Annotated in this window: 14 protein-coding genes and 1 pseudogene; 14 read left to right on the top strand and 1 reads right to left on the bottom strand. The window is 37.3% G+C overall.

Annotated elements, in window-relative coordinates:
* Positions 1 to 189 precede the first annotated feature (189 nt).
* Entirely contained in the window at positions 190 to 2,343 is a 2,154-nt protein-coding gene (locus EPI11_RS16620; protein WP_128391116.1) for a TonB-dependent receptor, read from the bottom strand.
* A gap of 158 nt (positions 2,344 to 2,501) precedes the next feature.
* Here EPI11_RS16620 and EPI11_RS16615 point away from each other — a divergent pair, with 158 nt between their 5' ends.
* From EPI11_RS16615 to EPI11_RS16550, 14 genes and pseudogenes are all read left to right on the top strand, one after another.
* A complete protein-coding gene (locus tag EPI11_RS16615; protein ID WP_128391115.1) occupies positions 2,502 to 3,116 on the top strand; it encodes an LbetaH domain-containing protein in 615 nt (204 codons plus the stop codon).
* A gap of 104 nt (positions 3,117 to 3,220) precedes the next feature.
* On the top strand, positions 3,221 to 4,492 hold the full coding sequence (locus EPI11_RS16610) for a chloride channel protein (RefSeq protein WP_128391114.1): 1,272 nt from the start codon (positions 3,221 to 3,223) through the stop codon (positions 4,490 to 4,492).
* Position 4,493: 1 nt separating this feature from the next.
* On the top strand, positions 4,494 to 5,099 hold the full coding sequence (locus EPI11_RS16605; protein WP_128391113.1) for an HPP family protein: 606 nt from the start codon (positions 4,494 to 4,496) through the stop codon (positions 5,097 to 5,099).
* 58 nt (positions 5,100 to 5,157) lie between these two features.
* Complete coding sequence (locus EPI11_RS16600) at positions 5,158 to 5,544, top strand: VOC family protein (RefSeq protein ID WP_128391112.1); 387 nt, start codon at positions 5,158 to 5,160, stop codon at positions 5,542 to 5,544.
* A gap of 2 nt (positions 5,545 to 5,546) precedes the next feature.
* Complete coding sequence (gloA2, locus tag EPI11_RS16595; protein WP_128391111.1) at positions 5,547 to 5,936, top strand: SMU1112c/YaeR family gloxylase I-like metalloprotein; 390 nt, start codon at positions 5,547 to 5,549, stop codon at positions 5,934 to 5,936.
* Positions 5,926 to 6,888: a lipid A deacylase LpxR family protein gene (locus EPI11_RS16590; protein ID WP_128391110.1), complete on the top strand. Its 963-nt coding sequence runs from the start codon at positions 5,926 to 5,928 to the stop codon at positions 6,886 to 6,888. Before gloA2 ends, EPI11_RS16590 begins: the two co-directional genes overlap by 11 nt.
* A gap of 201 nt (positions 6,889 to 7,089) precedes the next feature.
* The gene (locus EPI11_RS16585) at positions 7,090 to 7,635 is read left to right on the top strand and encodes an IS1096 element passenger TnpR family protein (protein ID WP_128391109.1); all 546 of its coding nucleotides are present in this window, start codon (positions 7,090 to 7,092) and stop codon (positions 7,633 to 7,635) included.
* A gap of 93 nt (positions 7,636 to 7,728) precedes the next feature.
* Positions 7,729 to 8,787 carry a nucleoid-associated protein gene (locus EPI11_RS16580; protein ID WP_128391108.1) on the top strand — a complete coding sequence of 353 codons (1,059 nt, stop codon included), beginning with the start codon at positions 7,729 to 7,731 and terminating at the stop codon, positions 8,785 to 8,787.
* Between the two features lie 146 nt (positions 8,788 to 8,933).
* Positions 8,934 to 10,796: a BamA/TamA family outer membrane protein gene (locus EPI11_RS16575; RefSeq protein WP_128391107.1), complete on the top strand. Its 1,863-nt coding sequence runs from the start codon at positions 8,934 to 8,936 to the stop codon at positions 10,794 to 10,796.
* 94 nt (positions 10,797 to 10,890) lie between these two features.
* The gene (locus tag EPI11_RS16570; RefSeq protein WP_128391106.1) at positions 10,891 to 11,796 is read left to right on the top strand and encodes an ABC transporter ATP-binding protein; all 906 of its coding nucleotides are present in this window, start codon (positions 10,891 to 10,893) and stop codon (positions 11,794 to 11,796) included.
* A 9-nt stretch (positions 11,797 to 11,805) separates the two neighbouring features.
* Positions 11,806 to 12,648, top strand: a complete 843-nt coding sequence (locus EPI11_RS16565; protein WP_128391105.1) for an ABC transporter permease — start codon at positions 11,806 to 11,808, stop codon at positions 12,646 to 12,648.
* 152 nt (positions 12,649 to 12,800) lie between these two features.
* Entirely contained in the window at positions 12,801 to 14,381 is a 1,581-nt protein-coding gene (locus EPI11_RS16560; protein ID WP_164879193.1) for a T9SS type B sorting domain-containing protein, read from the top strand.
* A gap of 39 nt (positions 14,382 to 14,420) precedes the next feature.
* Complete coding sequence (locus EPI11_RS16555) at positions 14,421 to 17,186, top strand: hypothetical protein (RefSeq protein WP_128391103.1); 2,766 nt, start codon at positions 14,421 to 14,423, stop codon at positions 17,184 to 17,186.
* A pseudogene (locus EPI11_RS16550) lies at positions 17,176 to 18,764 on the top strand (hypothetical protein); the annotation flags it as partial. The gene EPI11_RS16555 and the pseudogene EPI11_RS16550, both read left to right, overlap by 11 nt.

Below are 18,764 nucleotides of genomic sequence, written 5' to 3'. Positions count from 1 at the left end.
TAATTATTCTTAAAAATTTGCTACGACAAGCTTTGGATTGCACTGATCTTATAAAAAGTACCAAAAGCGGACCTGTACTTTATAAGGATCTGATTTAAAGCATTTTAATACAAAACAATATTCCACTCTAAAAACGCATATTACGAACATAAAGTGGAATATTAATTTCTAACTAAAATCTAAAAAAAATTATAAATTCTCCAGTTGGTTTCTTTTTTTATCAGCACTTATGGTCCAGAAAAAGCCCACAAAAAAGAAACGGTCGGCTGGCTGGGTAATGGCCTGTCTTGCATACTGTCCATCTGCTCCCGCAGTATTGGCATAGCTATACCCAAAAACGTTGTCACTCCCCATAACATTAGATACCGAAAAGTATAATATTTTTTGAGGACTCAATAGCCATGCCCAACTCAAAACCAAATTGTTATAGCATTTTGTATGCTCATCCATAAAAGCATTTTCATTAGGATTGTTGTATGGTCTTCCGCTATTAAAAGTATAAGTGACACCTACCTGCGACTTTAAACTATTGACCCAATACTTCCCAACTACAGAAAAATTGTGTTTTGCTATATAGCTGGGTGTCACACTATATTCATAATTTTTATAATCCCTTTTACTGTCTATATATGAATAAGATATCCAGTATTCCAGGTTTTTAAAAATCTTATTATCCCTCCAAAGAAGATCGATACCTTTTGCAAAACCAACACCTCCATTTGTAAACTGGGTACCGTACTCCGGTATTTTTGTATTGTATTTTACCAGACGGTCGTATTGTTTGTAATAGACTTCTGCTCTAAACATCTTACCTTCTACATTGTACATATAATTAAAAATATAGTGCGCTGTTTTTTCGTGCTCAAAATCTTTATAATACTTTAAATAATCTTGTTTCGGCGTTTGGTAAAAATCGCCATAAGCAAGAGAAAATTGGCTTTTACTACTTACTTTATAAGCTAATGCAGCACGAGGTTCTACAGTTCCTTCGCTTAGTAAATCTGAATAAGAAGTTCTGATACCGGCTTTAAAAGCCAGCTCTTTGGATAGAAAAATATCAGTCTCGGCATAGGCAGCTGCTATCGAGTTGTTGTAACCTAGATTATAGGTCGTTCCTGCGGGTTGGCGGTAGTCTTCGGTAAAATCGGTAATAAAATAATCGGCTCCGAAAGTTAGTTTTATCCTGTCACTAAAGCTTTTACGAAGTTTTAGTTTAAGATGTGATGAATGCTCACCGTTGGTTACATTGTCTTTATTAAGTCCGATGTCATTGTGACTATAACCATAACTAAGCCCAGTATGAATGGTCCATTGGGTACCAAACATTCCTTTATAGGAAGTATTAAAATAGAAGTTGTCGTTTTTCATATTTACTCTAACCGGGTCAGGTTCATTAACATCATTTTGGTTAATGTCAAAATTAGCATGGTCGAATGCTGCATATACTTTAAGCATACCGCCATTGAACTTGTAACGGTATACCGTTTCTCCTGACAATGACTGATAAGGCTTATTCCAATTTACCTTTTGCGGAACCATCCATTGGTACGGCTCTAAATTTACATAAGACAGGTTGAAACTTAATGAGCTTTTCTCCCATTTCTGCGTATTACCGAGTCCTAATCCCACGGTCATCAGAGAGATGTCTGTTTGTTCCTGAGCCGGTTCTTCGATGGTATTTAGCAGCAGTACACTGGAAAGCGCTTCACCATATTCTGCCGAATATCCTCCAGTAGAAAATGTCATTCCGCTAAACAGGAACGGAGAAAAACGGCCGCGGGTAGGAAGGTTATTTGCCTGAGCACCATAGGGCTGAGCCACTCTAAGACCATCTACAAAGGTTTGGGTTTCATCAGCCTCCCCTCCTCTAACAAATAACCTGCCGCTCTCTCCTACCGTTTGTGTACCTGGTAAGGTAAGAAAGGCTCCTGTAATATCACCCACAGCACCGGCAGTAGTAACAATATCCAATGGTTTTAAAGCTGTTACCTTACTGTTATCGCCGGCCTGGAAGGTTCCTGCTGAAATAACAACAGTATCCAACGTATTCATACTCTCTTTCATTTTAAAGGTTTGCGGCTGATAATTTTCTATTACTATCGTTTTTTTTATGTCTTCATAAAACAGGAATGAAATTACCAGTATCTGGCTTCCGGCTGCTGTGGTTTCAAAGGAGAAATGTCCTTTATCATCAGTCGTGCCTCCGTCATACGTTCCGTCAATATAAATGCTTGTAGCAGCAAGTGGCTGGCCTTTGGTATCGGTTACTGTGCCGGTTATCTTAGTCTGCGCTTGCAAGGCTAAGCCCGATAAAAATAATAAGAGAGTAATTAGTAGTTTCATGGTAGATTGGTTTGTTGCGTCAAAATTGCATCGGTAAATTGACCTTTCATAAAAAACAATACCCAACTGTAGAATTTCATGGACGAACTGTTAAGAGAAATTAATTTATATAAACCATAAATCGTTTGCCTATTAATTTTAATTTAGAGGTAAAAAAAATGATTAACATTAATGAATTTATAACCGGATTCTCTACATCATTTACTTATAATACTACACTAAAACCTTGGGAGCTTACAAGCAGATTAAATTCAATTATAGAAGAACTCATCCCAAAACTAAACAGTGATTATTTGATTACAGGAGCTGTAGCAATACATAAGTCAGCAATTATAGAAAAAGGAGTTACCCTAAAAAATGCTGCTATTATAAATGAAGGGTGCTATGTAGGTGCAAATGCTTATTTCAGGGAAGGTATTTATCTTGATAAATCGGTAAAAGTTGGTCCGGGATGCGAGATCAAGAGCAGTATAATCAGTTCCGATACTGCGATCGCACATTTCAATTATATTGGCAATAGTATAATTGGACGTCATGTAAATTTTGAAGCCGGATCAATTGCAGCCAATCACTATAATGAACGAACAATAAAAGACATCAGCGTGCTTTACAGATCGGAAATAATCAATACAAACGTTTCAAAATTCGGCTCTTTAGTAGCTGATCATTGCAAGATTGGCGCAAATGCAGTATTATCTCCCGGAACAATTTTAGAAAAAGGAACTATTGTAAAAAGACTTGAACTTATAGAGCAGATAAAGATGCGTGATTAGACAGTCTGTTGAAAAACAATATCATTCAACCAACTTTAACGCGTTTTTAATGCAATAAATGTATCGTTATCGCTATTTTTGCAATAATAAATACATATACTGCAATGCTGCCCCATACTCTTAAAGAAAAATATGCCTTTGTTAAATACCAAAAGTTAATCGTTGTTTCTTTAGTTATAGGCTTTTTAGCTGCATTGCTTGCCATATCTCTTAAAAGGATAACTGAGTATTATGAGGAAATACTTTTCCATCAGTCACAACACAGCAGTATTTACCTTATCATATTCCCATTCTTTGGATTGTCACTTATTTATATCCTAAGGCAGTACCTTTTTAGAAAGAAAGAGAACAAGGGTATCAAAGAAGTATTTGAAAGTACCCGGACAGGTAAAAATCTTCCATCTTACAAGATTCCTTCGCACTTTGTAAACGGACTGATAACTGTAATTTTTGGTGGAAGCACCGGTATTGAGGTTTCAACCGTAGTATCCACAGCTGCAATAGGATCATTAGCTCAGGAAAAGGAAAAAATATTTAGAAAATATAAAACAGAACTGATCTGCGCGGGTATTACTGCAGGTATTACTGCGCTTTTCTGCAGTCCATTTGCGGGGTTGCTTTTTGCTTATGAAGTAGTTTCTAAAAAAGCCAATAAAGTATTTTTAATAACCAATATACTGGCAGCTATAATTGCTTTTGCCTTTGTACTGGTACTTAAAGAGAAGCCTTTATTTGCTATGAACATCACGCAATGGCATTTAAATGCAATGCCCTATTTGGTCTTACTTGGTGTACTGTGTGGATTAAACTCAATATACCTTACCAAATGTGTTTTCTTCTTTAAAGCACAGTTTGCTAAATTTTCAAATCATTATTATAAGATATTACTGGGAGCAGCAATAATAAGCAGTATTCTATTTGTTTTCCCACAATTATATGGTGACGGATACCACGCCATGAAAGACAGTATACTAACGGCTAATACCTTATCATTAACTTTACCTCACGTAATGGTTTTGATCGGAATCCTGCTTTTAAAACCTATTATAACATCCATAACGCTTTCGGCGGGAGGTGATGGAGGTGTGTTTGCCCCTAGCCTGTTTATAGGCGCTTTTTTAGGTCTTTTCTTAGCGGTATTCCTAAATACGTATTTTGATGCAGGAGTTATCCCTATTAACTTTATGGTTATAGGAATGGCAGCCATGTTAAGTGCCAGTATCCATGCACCATTCACTGCATTATTTCTGGTTTGTGGTCTTATAAACGACTATACTCTTTTTGTACCTATACTAATTATAAGCCTTATTGCTAAATACAGTGCTAAAGCAATATATCCTTATACCGTTTATACCTTAGCACCTATAAAACACTAATATGCCTATAAAAAAGATAAAACACAATTACCGAAAAGCACGGTATGTTTTTTATAAAGAAACATTAGTTGACTACAAAGAACACTTTTGGGCATTTCTTGGATCATTTGTCGGTTTGGGTATTATTGCTTTTTTAGAGTATGAAGCCTTTCCGCAGCAGGATTATGTATTCCTTATAGGTTCATTTGGTGCCTCATGTGTTTTGGTATACGGTGTTATCCAAAGTCCGCTGGCGCAGCCCCGAAATCTTATAGGTGGTCACGTAGTATCTGCCATCATTGGTGTTACTGTTCAAAAACTAATACCGGATGTTTTATGGCTCTCTGCTCCACTGGCCGTTTCATTATCTATCGTTTTTATGCAGATCACCAAAACCCTGCATCCGCCTGGAGGCGCAACAGCACTGATAGCCGTTACAGGTTCGCCGCAAATTAAAGCATTAGGTTATAGTTATGTAGTGACACCTGTTTTAAGCGGAGCCGTAATATTGCTTATAGTAGCATTGTTTTTCAACAATCTAACCGAGAAAAGAAGATACCCATCACACCAGGCACTTACCAAATTTAAAAAATTTAAAAGAGACCTTAAAAAGTCAATAAAACCTTAAAAGGCTTTTATACAATGGTGTTACACTGTATATTTATGGTATCTTAAATCATACCATCATGAAAATACCTCCTCACTATCTTCCGGTAATGCCTTACCTTATTTTAGATAAGTCTGCCGAATTTCTTCAATATACCAAAAAAGTCTTTGGTGCCAGAGAACAAATGATCGTGCCGGATGGAGATGATCCTAACAGGCAGATTATGCATGGCGAAATAAAAATTAACGATGCTGTTATTATGTTTGCACAAAGTACGGATACATGGAAACAAAAACCGGCAGGGATGTTTCTGTTTGTTGAAGATGTAGATCGTATATACAATGCAGGAATTGAACAGGGAGGTACATCACTGCAAAAACCCGAAAGAAAAGAATATGGTTATGCCGCCGGATTTGAAGATCCTTTTGGTAATCAATGGTGGATAACTGAAGCTGAATATTTATAAGAATGCTAAACATAAACAAAATACACCACGTAGCTATAATCTGTTCTGATTACGAGGTTTCAAAACAATTTTATACCCAAATAATGGGGTTCACTATACTTGCTGAGTATTACCGCAAAGAACGGGATTCTTATAAACTGGATCTGGCAGTAAACGAAAATTACGCTATAGAACTGTTCTCTTTCCCGTTTCCACCTACACGTATTTCACGTCCCGAAGCCGCCGGTTTAAGACATCTTGCTTTTGAAGTTAATGATATAGATACTACCTTAGAATGGCTTAACAAAAACCAGATATCAGCAGAACCCGTACGTATAGATCAGTTCACGGGGAAACGCTTTACCTTTATAAGCGACCCGGACGGGCTGCCTATAGAGTTTTATGAAAAGTAAATTATACATAGCAGCAATTATCCTTCTTATTTCGAGCTCTTCTATAGCACAAAGAATAGACAACACAGCATCTTTTCGCGATATTAAAAACGATCGTTACTTTCGTTTTGATTATGATAATGATTTTTTCACCTCAAGCGATCTTTATTATACCCAGGGCTATACTCTCGAATTGGTTACACCCTGGCTAAAAGGAAACCCGATAAACAAAATACTGATTGCGCCTAAAACCAGCGAGAAACGATACGGACTTTCGTTTGAGCAGACCGGATTTATACCTACCGATATTTCGGCAGATCAAATACTGTATGGCGACCGTCCTTATGCCGCAACCATTGCCCTTAAAAGTTTTGTTATTGCTACCGATACCCTGAATAAATCACGATTATCCTCATCATTAACATCCGGTATGATAGGACCTGCAGCATTAGGCGATCAAATGCAGAGCGGAATCCATAAATGGATTGGCGACGAACTGCCTATGGGATGGAAATACCAAATGAAAAATGACCTGATACTGGATTATGAACTGGTATACGAAAAACAATTATATCAATTACAGAACATTTTTAGGATCAACCTGGACTCAAAAGCAAGGCTGGGTACCTATAACACTCATATTTCAGCAGGAATAAATGCTACATTAGGCATTATTAATTCGCCATTTACATCTTTTAAAGATCAAAATCGTTTCCAGGTATATCTATTTACCCAACCCCAAATAAAAGTTGTGGGTTATGATGCCTCAATCCAGGGAGGTCTTTTTAGTACTAATAATCCTTACACTATTTCAGCTGGCGGCATAGAACGTTTTGTTATGCAAAACAACTATGGTATCGTTATCCGATTCAAAAAACTTTATTTTGAATATTCACGTGCCGATATTACCCGCGAATTTAAAACCGGATATGCCCATAAATGGGGAGGTTTTAAAATAGGATTCCATATTTAAGTATACTTAATAAATATCCGTAAATCAGAATAAAATTAGATTCACCATTTTTTATAAATCCTACTGATTACAAATCACTTAAATTTGATTTAGGATAACTTTCATCTTCATTTTAAATATCCATATCCAAAAAATCTAAAATTCCAAAATCCAAAATAAGAATTTATAGATTACCTTTGCCCTCTACAAAATACTTGAACCATGGTTTATAAATTCAGAGTTATACTTGATGCCGAAGAGGATATTTTTAGGGATATAGCAATCCTTAATACAGACACGCTGGAAGACCTGCACAACGCTATAGTAAATGCTTTTGGCTTTGACGGACTTGAAATTGCATCATTCTATATGAGTGATAACGAATGGACACAGGGAGAAGAAATCCCGTTGTTTGATACTGGTGATGTAGCCGGTGAACAAAAAACAATGGCAGATTATATTCTTGCTGATAATCTTGACGAAATGGACAACAAGATCATCTACGTGTATGACTTTTTAAACATGTGGACCTTCTTTGTTGAGCTTGCAGCTATTGAAGAACCGGAAAGCGGTGCCAGTTATCCTGAATTGCTTTTTTCTCATGGCGAAATGCCGGCTAATGCTCCTGAACATGCTTTTGGTACAGATGGTGCTGAAGATGACCTGTATGGCGAGTTTGATGACGATTATGATGAGGAAGACCTGGATATGTTTGATGACGACCAAAGCTTTGGCGACATAGGTATGGATGACCATAATTGGAATTAATCTGAGAAACTGAGATACTTGGAACTGAATCCAATTTATAATAAAAAATATTACTAAAACTGTTTATAATAGCATTTAGCTACCCGCCAAAAAATGATCAATTTATTCAACACGCACATTGAAAACCTTTCTGTACACAGAGTAGGTAACAAAAGCCGTAACGAAGCTTTCTTTTTATCTGAACAACCTTATAACTTAAACGATGAGATTGTTCCGCTATTAAAGGAATATTTCTTTAAGCCATTTAGGGATAAAGAAGAAAATTATTTTCAGTTTGCCCATGATGTGCATTTGGATTATCACGACATGTACAATTTTGCTACAGAAGTATTTACAAATCCTGAATCAGTTCATGAGGTTTCAAAAAAAATAACAAAGCACTTATTTGAGCAGTCTAACCACCCGCACATTAAAAACGGAGAGGTATATGTTGCTTATTTAACACACCTTACAATAGATAATAATCCTGTAGATGCTATAGGTATCTTTAAAAGTGAGATTAAAACAGATTTTCTTCAGTTTGAAGAGAAAGAGGCCAACCTTGAAGTAATGCTTCAACAAGGTATCAATCTTAATAAACTTGATAAAGGCTGTATTATTTTTAACTACAAAAAAGAAGAAGGTTACAAAATACTTACTATAGACAGTAACCGCTATGATGCACGTTACTGGTTAGAGCATTTTTTATCTGTAGATGCTTTTCAGGATGAGAACTTTATCACGAAAAAATACCTTAAATTCTGTCAGGACTTCGCTAAAGATGTAGTACTTCCTGCAGAAGACAAAAAAGAAGAGGTAATGTTCATGAACCGCTCTGTAAATTATTTTGCAAAAAATGATGAGTTTGAAGAAACAAATTTCCTTAACGAAGTATTAGACAATCCGGATCTTATTCCTGAGTTTAAAAACTATAAAGTAGAGAAAGCACCTAAATACAGTATTGAAGACGTAACGTCATTCCCTATTGCAAATGCAGCTGTTTCTGATGCAAGGAAAAAAATGAAAAATGTAATTAACCTGGATACAAATATCCAGATCAAATTAGACTTCATTAACCCTGAAAGTGCAGAAAAATTTGTAGAAAAAGGCTGGGACGAAGAAAAACAAATGTACTATTACCTTGTTTACTTTAATAAAGAGCAAAAAAGCTAATCACTTTGACTAGAATAAAAAAGAGACCTCACGGTCTCTTTTTTATTGTTAAAACATTAATAAAAAAAAGGCTTTAACGCTAATTTTGGCTCTATGTTAAGTTTATATTTCCTAATTTTCGACTAACAATTTACCTTATTTAAAAAATGGCCTTAAAAATAAAACTGCTTATACTATTGGCATTCTTTGTAATGGCACCTGCAGTGGCACAGGTTACTCCTGTAAAAAAGGATACCGTTAAGGAAAAGAGGGACCAGATGTATAAAAAACTGGAAGATTATTCAAAACAAAAAAAATTCACCAAGTTTATACACAAGCTTATTTTTAGACCCGTTGCTTCACAGCGGCCATCGCAATCCAGAAGAAAAATTAAGGAAAAAACCCCCGAAATGACGAATACTTATGATCGTTATGAAGGGAAAATTATACGTAAAATAAATATTGTAACCTTAGACCCATTTGGTTACTCTGTAAACGACACTACCAGGAAACCGGCAGTTTGGCTGGATCGTTTTGGTAACGGAGTCCATTTAAAAACAAAACAACTCACCATAAGAAACCTGCTGCTGTTTAAGCGAAATGAACCTTTAGATTCACTACTGGTAAAAGAATCAGAACGTTTAATTAGAAGCCAGCGCTATGTGCGCCGTGTAGCTATAAGAGCTGTACCAGCCGGCACAAGCAATGACTCAATAGATATTGATATTAGAGTTCTGGATTCCTGGAGCCTTATTCCTAATGGATCGGCATCCGGATCTGCCACATCATTAGAGCTTACAGAACGAAATTTTATGGGACTGGGACATGAATTCCGCAATAGCTTTGACAAGCGGTTCAGTTCTGGTGAAACTTCTTATCTGGCACGTTATACAGTACCGAATATCCTGAATACGTACATCACCGCTACGGCAAACTATCAGATAGAAAAAAGCGATAACTCCTTAAAAAGTTTTGGTTTGGAACGAAAGTTCTTCTCTGCCTATACCAAATGGGCTGGTGGTGCCTATTTTGAATCGAGAGTGCTGCGTGATTCTTTACCGGATGCTAATGATGAATGGGCAATACAAAATTTCAAATCTGATGCACAGGATTTTTGGGCGGGGTATTCTTTTAAAATTTACAAAGGACAAACCGAAGAAGAACGAACTACCCGACTGGTAGCAACAGGTCGTTACTTCTCTCAGCATTATAAAGAACGACCGCCAATTGCGTATGATTCTATTAATTTTTTCTCGAATGAAAAGTTTTATATGGCCAGTATCGGTCTTACATCAAGGAAATTCGTGCAGGATAAGTTCCTTTTTAATTATGACATCGTAGAGGATATTCCCATTGGTAAAGTGTACTCCCTTACTACGGGTGTACAGCATAAAAATGATGAACACCGCATTTATTTAGGAGGACGCTATGCCTATGGTAACCTCTTTACCTGGGGCTATCTCGGCGTTGATGCCGAAGTAGGTACATTTTATTACAAACAAAGAACCGATCAGACTACGCTGCGCATAGACGGTATTTATTTTACTAACATTAAGAACTGGGGTCGCTGGCGTTTTAGGCACTTTATAAAACCAACACTGGTTTTTGGAGACCACAGGATGCCTATAATAAAAGACCTTTTAGATCTAAATGGTAATAATGGCATACAGGGTTTTGAAACCAGAACATTACTGGGAACCAAAAAAATATTACTTACTTTACAAACACAGTCCTACTCTCCCTGGAATGTATTTGGTTTTCGTTTAAATCCTTTTGCAAGCTTTACAATGGGAGTAATTGGCGACGAAGAAAACAAATTATACAACAGTAAAGTATATACTCGATTTGGTGTTGGACTGCTTATTTACAATGACTACCTTATTTTTAACAGCTTCCAGTTATCATTTGCCTATTATCCAAGTATACCAGATAATGGCTATAACATTTTTAAAACCAATTCCTTTAAAAATGACGATATAGAACTACCCGATTTCCAGGTGGGTAAACCTACTGTTGTACCTTATGAGTAAGGCATTTAAAAAAAACTTTTTTTCTTTTTCACTTTCTCTGGTAACAAAAGATGGTTGTTCTCGTCAAATTAGAACAACCAATAAATCTATTATTTTGGAAACCATCCTGACCATTAATAACCTCGATAAGAGGTTTGGTAAAGTACATGCAGTTAAAAATGCCTCTTTCGAAATAAAAAAAGGCAATGTTTATGGGATTTTAGGTCCTAACGGCAGCGGAAAATCGACCACACTGGGTATTATACTAAATGTTGTAAACAAAACATCCGGTGAATACAGCTGGTTTGGCGGTAAACTCGAAACGCACGAAGCACTTAAAAAAGTGGGTGCAATTATAGAACGTCCAAACTTTTACCCATACATGACGGCCTATGAAAACCTCAAACTGGTTTGCAAAATAAAAGGCACTAATTATAGCAAAATAGACGAAAAACTAGATTTAGTTGGGCTTTTAGAGCGAAAAGACAGTAAATTCCGTACTTTCTCATTGGGTATGAAACAGCGTCTTGCTATAGCTTCTGCCCTGCTTAATGATCCGGAAATTCTTATACTTGACGAACCTACAAATGGTTTAGATCCTCAGGGAATACGCCAGATAAGAGATATCATCAGGCACATAGCTTCTTTTGGAACAACCATACTCCTTGCCTCCCACCTGCTTGACGAGGTAGAAAAAGTATGCAGCCACGTTGTGGTATTGAGAAAAGGAGAAATTTTATATACCGGTAGTGTAAACGGAATGATATCTAATGAAGGCTTTTTTGAACTTTTAGCAGATAACAATGAACAGCTTAAAACTGTACTTTCTCAGCATCCTGCCATAGATAAAATAGAAGAGTCTGAAGGGAAATTAATGGTATATATAAGCCAGCCTTTAGAAGCAGGAGAACTTAACCGTTTTCTATTCGACAAAGGTATTTGCCTTAACCATTTGGTAAAAAGGAAATACAGCCTTGAAGAGCAGTTCCTTCAGTTAACTTCTAACTATCCATCAAACTAACTCCTTATCATGAAACGACTTTTAAATATAGAACTCCAAAAATTGTGGAAAAACAGGGCGAGTAAAGTACTTATCCTTACCTACTTTATACTGTTATCATTTATTGCATTACTGGCATCGGTAAATTTTAAAATCATTGGTATCGATTTTCGCCTTGCAGATCAGGGTATCTTCAATTTTCCATACATCTGGCATTTTAATACCTGGATAGCCGCTATTCTAAAATTATTCCTTGCTATAGTAATTGTATCGATGATGGCAAATGAATATACCTATGGAACACTTAAACAAAACCTTATAGACGGACTTAGTAAAAAAGAATTTATACAATCTAAAGTACTTACCGTTATATTGTTTGCCTTTGGATCTACTGTGTTCATCTTTATAATGACACTTATATTAGGATATAGTTTTTCATCTTACACCGAGGCTTCCATAGTATTTTCAGACCTGCAGTATATTGGTGCCTACTTTATAAAACTGGTAGCGTTTTTCTCCTTCTGTCTTTTTATTGGTATACTAATAAAACGTTCGGCTTTTGCTATAGGATTTATCTTTGTGTGGTTTATTGCCGAAAAAATCATCGAAGGCCTTTTATGGGGATTTGTCATTACAAAAAAGGAAATACTGAATCAGTATATGCAATTTTTCCCTCTGGAGTCTATGAGTAACTTAATAAAAGAACCTATATCGAGATTTCAGCTATACAAAGCTCTTGAAAGCCAGGCAACTGCCGGACAGGTAAATGTAAAAGATTATGGCGTACACTGGTACCAGATAGCAATAGTGCTAGTATGGACAGCTTTTTTTATATTTATGTCGTACAGAACATTAAAAAATAGGGATTTATAATAAATTCGTAACATATAATTTCATCTCAGGAAGGCTCTTTTTAAATAAAGAGCCTTCTTTTTTTATATTCCTTATAATGAGATTAATGTAATTTATATATTTACAAAAAATTAACGTTGCCCCTTGCTATGAAATTTAAATTTACCCTAAGTATGCTGTTACTTTTCAGCATACATTCTCTATTTGCACAAAATGATTGCCGCGATGCTATTACAGTATGTGGCAATATGGGTTATGAAGGTCTTTCCGCCATTGGTGTTGGCATGCAGGAATTAAACAGTTCAAATTCTTGTGATGGTGTCGAAACGAATAGCCTATGGCTTAGGCTGCCTATCAATACATCCGGTACTTTAAGTTTTGTACTTACTCCTAATGATCCCAGTATTGATATTGATTTTGACTTTTATATATTTGGCCCTAATCCTGCCTGTGGTAATATTGGACAGGCGATACGCTGCTCAACCACAAATCCGGCTGCAATTAATGCTTCTAATAATCAAACAGGGTTAAATGAAAATGAAACAGATACTTCCGAAGGTCCGGGTCCAAATGGAAACAGTTTCGTAAGTGCATTAAACGTACTGGCTGGTGAAGTTTATTTTCTTGTAATAGACAGGCCTATAGGAGGAAGCGATTTCTCACTGCAATGGACCGGAACCGCAACATTTTTCAATGCACCTGTATTTAATAACCCACAAGCAGCTCCTTTTGCTATTACAATGTGCGATAGTGATGGTGTAGACGATCAAAAATCAATATTTAATCTTACCACAAACAGCATCGCTATTTTAAATGGCCAGCCTGATGTAGTTCTTAGTTATCACGAAAGTATAAACGACGCTGTTACTAACATCAATCCTATTATTAATCCTTCTGCGTATACCAATACAAGTAATCCTCAGACTGTATATATGAGAATGACCAATGGTAATACGGATTGTTTTACAACTGAAGAACTTAAGTTAGAGATTACTAATTCTGTAGTTGCAGGAAAACCAATGGATTTTGCACTATGCGATAGTAAGGAAACCGGGTTTCAAACCTTTAACCTTGCTGCAAATAATGACGCCATAATTAATGGTAGTATAGATACAGCATTATCCTATTATGCTTCGCAGGCAGATGCTCAAAATAAAGTAAATCCATTACCACCACAATATCAAAATACAAGTTCAACTCAAACTATTTGGGCACGACTGGAAAGCACAAGTGTTTGTCTGGGACATAGTATAACTTCATTTACTATAACAGTTACACCACTGCCTAAAATAGTATACACTCTGGATATAAAAGACTTTACAAATATTACAAATTCAATTGGGATCGTAATGCCTGATGCAGAAGATTATCAATTTTCTATAGACGGTAAAAATTTTAGTGACACCCCATTATTTGAAAATTTACTTCCTGGTCCTTATACTATTTACATAAAAGCAAAAAGTGGATGTAAAACCATAAGTGAAGATCTTATAATCCTAAATTACCCTAAATTCTTTTCTCCAAACGGAGATGGTAAAAATGAAACATGGAGAATTCCATACCTAAACTTACAGCCACAGGCGGTTGTCACCATTTATGACAGATATGGTAAAGTAATTACAGGTTTTAAAGGCGGAAGCCCTGGATGGGATGGGACACTTAATGATAAAAAACTACCTTCTACAGATTATTGGTTTGTGCTTCAACTAGATAGTGGAAGAATAATTAAAGGACATTTTGCTATGGTAAGATAATTTTCTCTAAATTTAGGGAAAAATTAACATTGCTATGCTGTGAAAATTACATGTGTATTCATACTGTTATTTTTATTTCACCTTAACGTTAACGCTCAGAGCGATTGCCCTGATGCGATTATAGTATGTGGTGACGCAAATTATTTTGACCTTGAAGCAGAAGGTATTGGACAGACACCTGAAATATCGCCTGATAATGCCTGCGCCAGTGGAGAAAACAATACAATATGGCTAAAAATACAAATTAATCAAGGTGGTACGCTGGGTTTTATCCTCACTCCTACAGAGGATGATATGGTAATAGATTTTGATTTTTGGCTTTTCGGCCCTATCGAAGAATGTGGTATTATTGGTACTGCCATACGCTGTTCTACAACAAATCCATTGCAGGCTAATTTAAATTATATAACAACAGGCATGAACGAAACAGAAACAGATGTTTCTGAAGGTCCCGGACCTAACGGTAATGGCTTCGTTCAATGGATAACCGTACAGGACAATGAATTTTACTATTTGGTTATCGACAGGCCACATGGATTTGGAAATTTTTCTATGGAATGGACCGGCACTGCAACTTTTCATGCAGTACCACAATTTTTAAATCCAAACAACATTCCTCTCGACATTATCCAGTGTGATAAAGATGGTGTAAACGATCAATCTACTGCTTTTGATCTTACCGTTTATGAAGATATGTTCATAGGTACACAAAGCCCTGTCGAAATTACTTACCACGAAAACCTTAATGATGCAACTATTGGTGAAGATCCTATTGCTTTACCAGAAGCCTATCCTAACACCTCAAATCCGCAAATAATCTATCTGCGAATGACAAATACTGTCACGGGATGCTATTCTACCGAAACTTTTACGATCAATATAACACCTCCAATGGTCGCAGGACAGCCGCTAAATATGGAACTGTGTGACGATAACAAAAATGGTGTACAAACCTTTGATCTTTCGTCTAATGATATAGCGGTTATTAACGATAATCCCGAAAGTTTTGTTACTTACCATACTTCACTAGAGGATGCCAGAGATGGGGTTAATGCAGTAGGTCCTCTTTTTGAAAATGAAGCACCAATACAAACAATATGGGCACGCCTGGAAAATGCCGAAGGCTGTTACAGTTATGATTTTAATTTTTTCACTATTAGTATTTTACCTCTCCCTGTATTTAATAATCCCGGAAATCTAACATTAGATCTGCACATATGTGAAAATGGTCAGGACGATCACACAGCAGTCTTTGACCTTACTTTGTATAAAGACATACTTATTGGCGATCAGTCAAACGTTATACTTACCTACCACGAAAATAATGATGAAGCTAATGCAGGCGATAATGAAATTCAAAGCCCTACCATCTATACAAATACTGCTTCACCACAAACCATTTATATGAGGCTTGCCAATATTGAAACAGGATGTTTTGACATCTTACCTTTCGATATTACTGTTTATGATATAAAAGCCGGTGAACCGGAAAACATGGCTTATTGTGATCTTGATGATGATGGATTAAACGAATTTGACCTTGCTTTAAATGATAATAATGTAAAGAACGGCAATACTGATAGTGGCGTGACCTACTATAAATCATTTGATGATGCGGTGAGCAGGCAAAATCAAATAGGTCCGCTATATCAAACAACCATTCCTTATTCTACCGAAACCCTTTGGGCACGCTTAGAAAGAACAACCCCGGTTTGCGTTGTTTATGATATTAAATCTTTTACCATCAGCGTAAAGCCATTACCTGTTTTTAATAACCCCGACAATATTTCATTTGATCTCTATAAATGTGATACTGATGGTATTGATGATCAATCTACTCCCTTTGATCTCAGAGTTCATACTGGGGTTATGATTGGCACTCAAAACAACATAGCAATTACCTATTATGAAGACATTACTGATGCCGAAATTGACGATAACCGTATTGCTGCCCCAAATAACTATGCCAATACATCTAATCCTCAAACAATTTACGTTAGGCTCACCAATACAGTAACAGGATGCTTTAGGGTTACAAATTTTCAAATTCATATATTACCTTCTCCACAAGCATACATATTACCGGCTCTTCAAGTATGTGATGACAATAATGATGGTACTGCATTTTTTGGTCTTGATTCTATAATTCAATCCATCCAAAACACAATAAGTAATACAATAGTAACCATACATGAAACCCCCGAGGATGCAATATTTGGACAAAACATTATTACAGATACTGATGCCTACCCTAATAACGAATTAAATACCCAAACTTTATATATTCGTGTAGAATCAACACTCACACATTGTTTCGATACCACTACCCTTCAACTTATTGTAAACCCATTACCTGAAGCTATAACACCAAAATCATACATACTATGCGATGATGGCAATAGCGATACTGATGGAGAAGCGGTATTTAACCTTACCACAAAAGCAGCGGAAGTCCTTGGAACATTAAACCCTGCACTCTACAGTGTAAGTTATTACCTGACTCAGGCTAATGCAGAGGCAGGTACACCTGCAATTGGCAACCCCATAAGCTACTTAAGTGAAAGTGGAGAGGTTTTCATAAAAGTAACCAATAATGCTACCGGTTGTTATGACATTGTCAAACTTAAACTTATAGTAAATTTACTTCCTACGGCAGTACAGCCAACAGTAGCATTAACCTTGTGTGATGTTACCGCGCCTCTTATGGACGGTATTGAGATCTTTGACCTTACGAGTGTTATTCCATCGATCATCGGTGCACAACAGGGAATCAATGTAACGTTCCACCACAGTTATGCCGAGTAATACCGGAGCGATTGCTGCTCCAAATGCTTATCCAAGCGGTCCTGCCGTAGAGACGGTATTTGTAAGAGTAACAGTAGAAGGTACAGGCTGCTACAGGATCGTACTTCAGGATCTTAAAGTAGAACCACTTCCAATTATCCTGGAACCTACCCAGGATGTGCTAACGGTATGTGATACTGATGGTAATGGTATTGGGGAGTTTAACCTTGCAGCTCTTATTACTGCCATGGAAAACGGAGAGCCTAATATAGCTATTACTTTCCACCATACCTTAGAGGATGCTCAGGATGGTAACAACCCTATCGGCAATACCACAGAGTACATCAACACGGATCCCTACCTTGAGTACATCTATGTACGAGTAGTCAATACGGTAAGCGGCTGCGTTAATGGAGAAGTTTACCAGTTAAGCCTTATTGTAGAGCCTGCACCCCAGGCGCCTGCACTTGATCCCCTGACCCTTTGTGATGAGGACAGCAACAACCAGGACTTAAAAACGATCTTTAACTTAACCCAGCAGGATGCTGTTATCTATGCAGCGCTTAATGCAGCTCCTGGAAGCCTTACAATCCATTATTTTATAACGGAGGCAGCAGCCCGAGCGGGAGCTCCTAGGATCACTACCTCGGGGAATTATTTTGGTTCAGACGCCCAGGTTATCTGGGTCCGTGTAGCAAGCGCCAACGGCTGTTTCAGTGTAACGAGCTTTGTTCTAAAAGTGAACAAACCGCTATTGTTAACTACCCCGCCTATGCTTACGGTATGTACAGAAACCCTTCCCAACACCGGCCAGGCGGTATTTGACCTTACCCAAAGAGACAATGATATCTTAGGTCCGTTAGGGGTAGGTAAAGGATACACGGTAGCGTATTACGAGACCAACCCAAAAACCAATCCGCTGGCAGTAGCTATCGCTACACCAACGGCGTATACCAACCCTGCACCACCTGCAGGTAACCCAAAAACGCTGTATGTGGTAGTGACCAGTAAAGAAGGCTGCAAAAGCTATACGACCTTAACCATAAAAGTACTTCCATTACCAATGCCGGATACCACCCCGGATAGACTTGAGCTGTGTGATGACAACAACTCACCCGACGGTATCGAGATCTTTAACCTGAAATTGGCAGAAGCCGACATCAGGGACAACGACAACCAGTCGGTAGTTACTTACTATGCTCAGGAACCCGATGCGGAGGCAGGAACTAATGCGATAGCAGATCCGACAGCCTATCCAAGTGGCTCAGGTTTTGTATGGGTTAGAATGGAAGCCAATACGAATAATCCTGCAGATCCAAAATGCCACCAGGTTGTGCAACTGGAATTAAAAGTAAACCCTCTGCCGGCCATTGGCGATGCTAACGGTAATGTACCGCCGTATCCGATCTGCCAGGACAACCTTACTGGTTTTGCAGAGTTTAAGCTGAACGATCATATTGAAAAGATACTGGGTAATAATTCAGCGGCAGACTATACTATCGAATTCTATTTTGACCAGGCAGCACTTGATGCAGGAACAGCACTTCCAAGGCTGTACACCAATGTAGTTCCAAACAGCCAGACCATTTTAGTGATGGT

The organism is Flavobacterium cerinum (assembly GCF_004028155.1).
Taxonomy (GTDB): Bacteria; Bacteroidota; Bacteroidia; order Flavobacteriales; family Flavobacteriaceae; genus Flavobacterium; species Flavobacterium cerinum.
Note: the sequence above shows the minus strand (reverse complement) of the source record. Positions and strands in the feature narration are given on the sequence as shown.

Coding starts and splice junctions, on each gene's coding strand:
- EPI11_RS16620 (WP_128391116.1), bottom strand. CDS start 2,343: ATGAAACTACTAATTACTCTCTTATTATTTTTATCGGGCTTAGCCTTG.
- EPI11_RS16615 (WP_128391115.1), top strand. CDS start 2,502: ATGATTAACATTAATGAATTTATAACCGGATTCTCTACATCATTTACT.
- EPI11_RS16610 (WP_128391114.1), top strand. CDS start 3,221: ATGCTGCCCCATACTCTTAAAGAAAAATATGCCTTTGTTAAATACCAA.
- EPI11_RS16605 (WP_128391113.1), top strand. CDS start 4,494: ATGCCTATAAAAAAGATAAAACACAATTACCGAAAAGCACGGTATGTT.
- EPI11_RS16600 (WP_128391112.1), top strand. CDS start 5,158: ATGAAAATACCTCCTCACTATCTTCCGGTAATGCCTTACCTTATTTTA.
- gloA2 (WP_128391111.1), top strand. CDS start 5,547: ATGCTAAACATAAACAAAATACACCACGTAGCTATAATCTGTTCTGAT.
- EPI11_RS16590 (WP_128391110.1), top strand. CDS start 5,926: ATGAAAAGTAAATTATACATAGCAGCAATTATCCTTCTTATTTCGAGC.
- EPI11_RS16585 (WP_128391109.1), top strand. CDS start 7,090: ATGGTTTATAAATTCAGAGTTATACTTGATGCCGAAGAGGATATTTTT.
- EPI11_RS16580 (WP_128391108.1), top strand. CDS start 7,729: ATGATCAATTTATTCAACACGCACATTGAAAACCTTTCTGTACACAGA.
- EPI11_RS16575 (WP_128391107.1), top strand. CDS start 8,934: ATGGCCTTAAAAATAAAACTGCTTATACTATTGGCATTCTTTGTAATG.
- EPI11_RS16565 (WP_128391105.1), top strand. CDS start 11,806: ATGAAACGACTTTTAAATATAGAACTCCAAAAATTGTGGAAAAACAGG.
- EPI11_RS16560 (WP_164879193.1), top strand. CDS start 12,801: ATGCTGTTACTTTTCAGCATACATTCTCTATTTGCACAAAATGATTGC.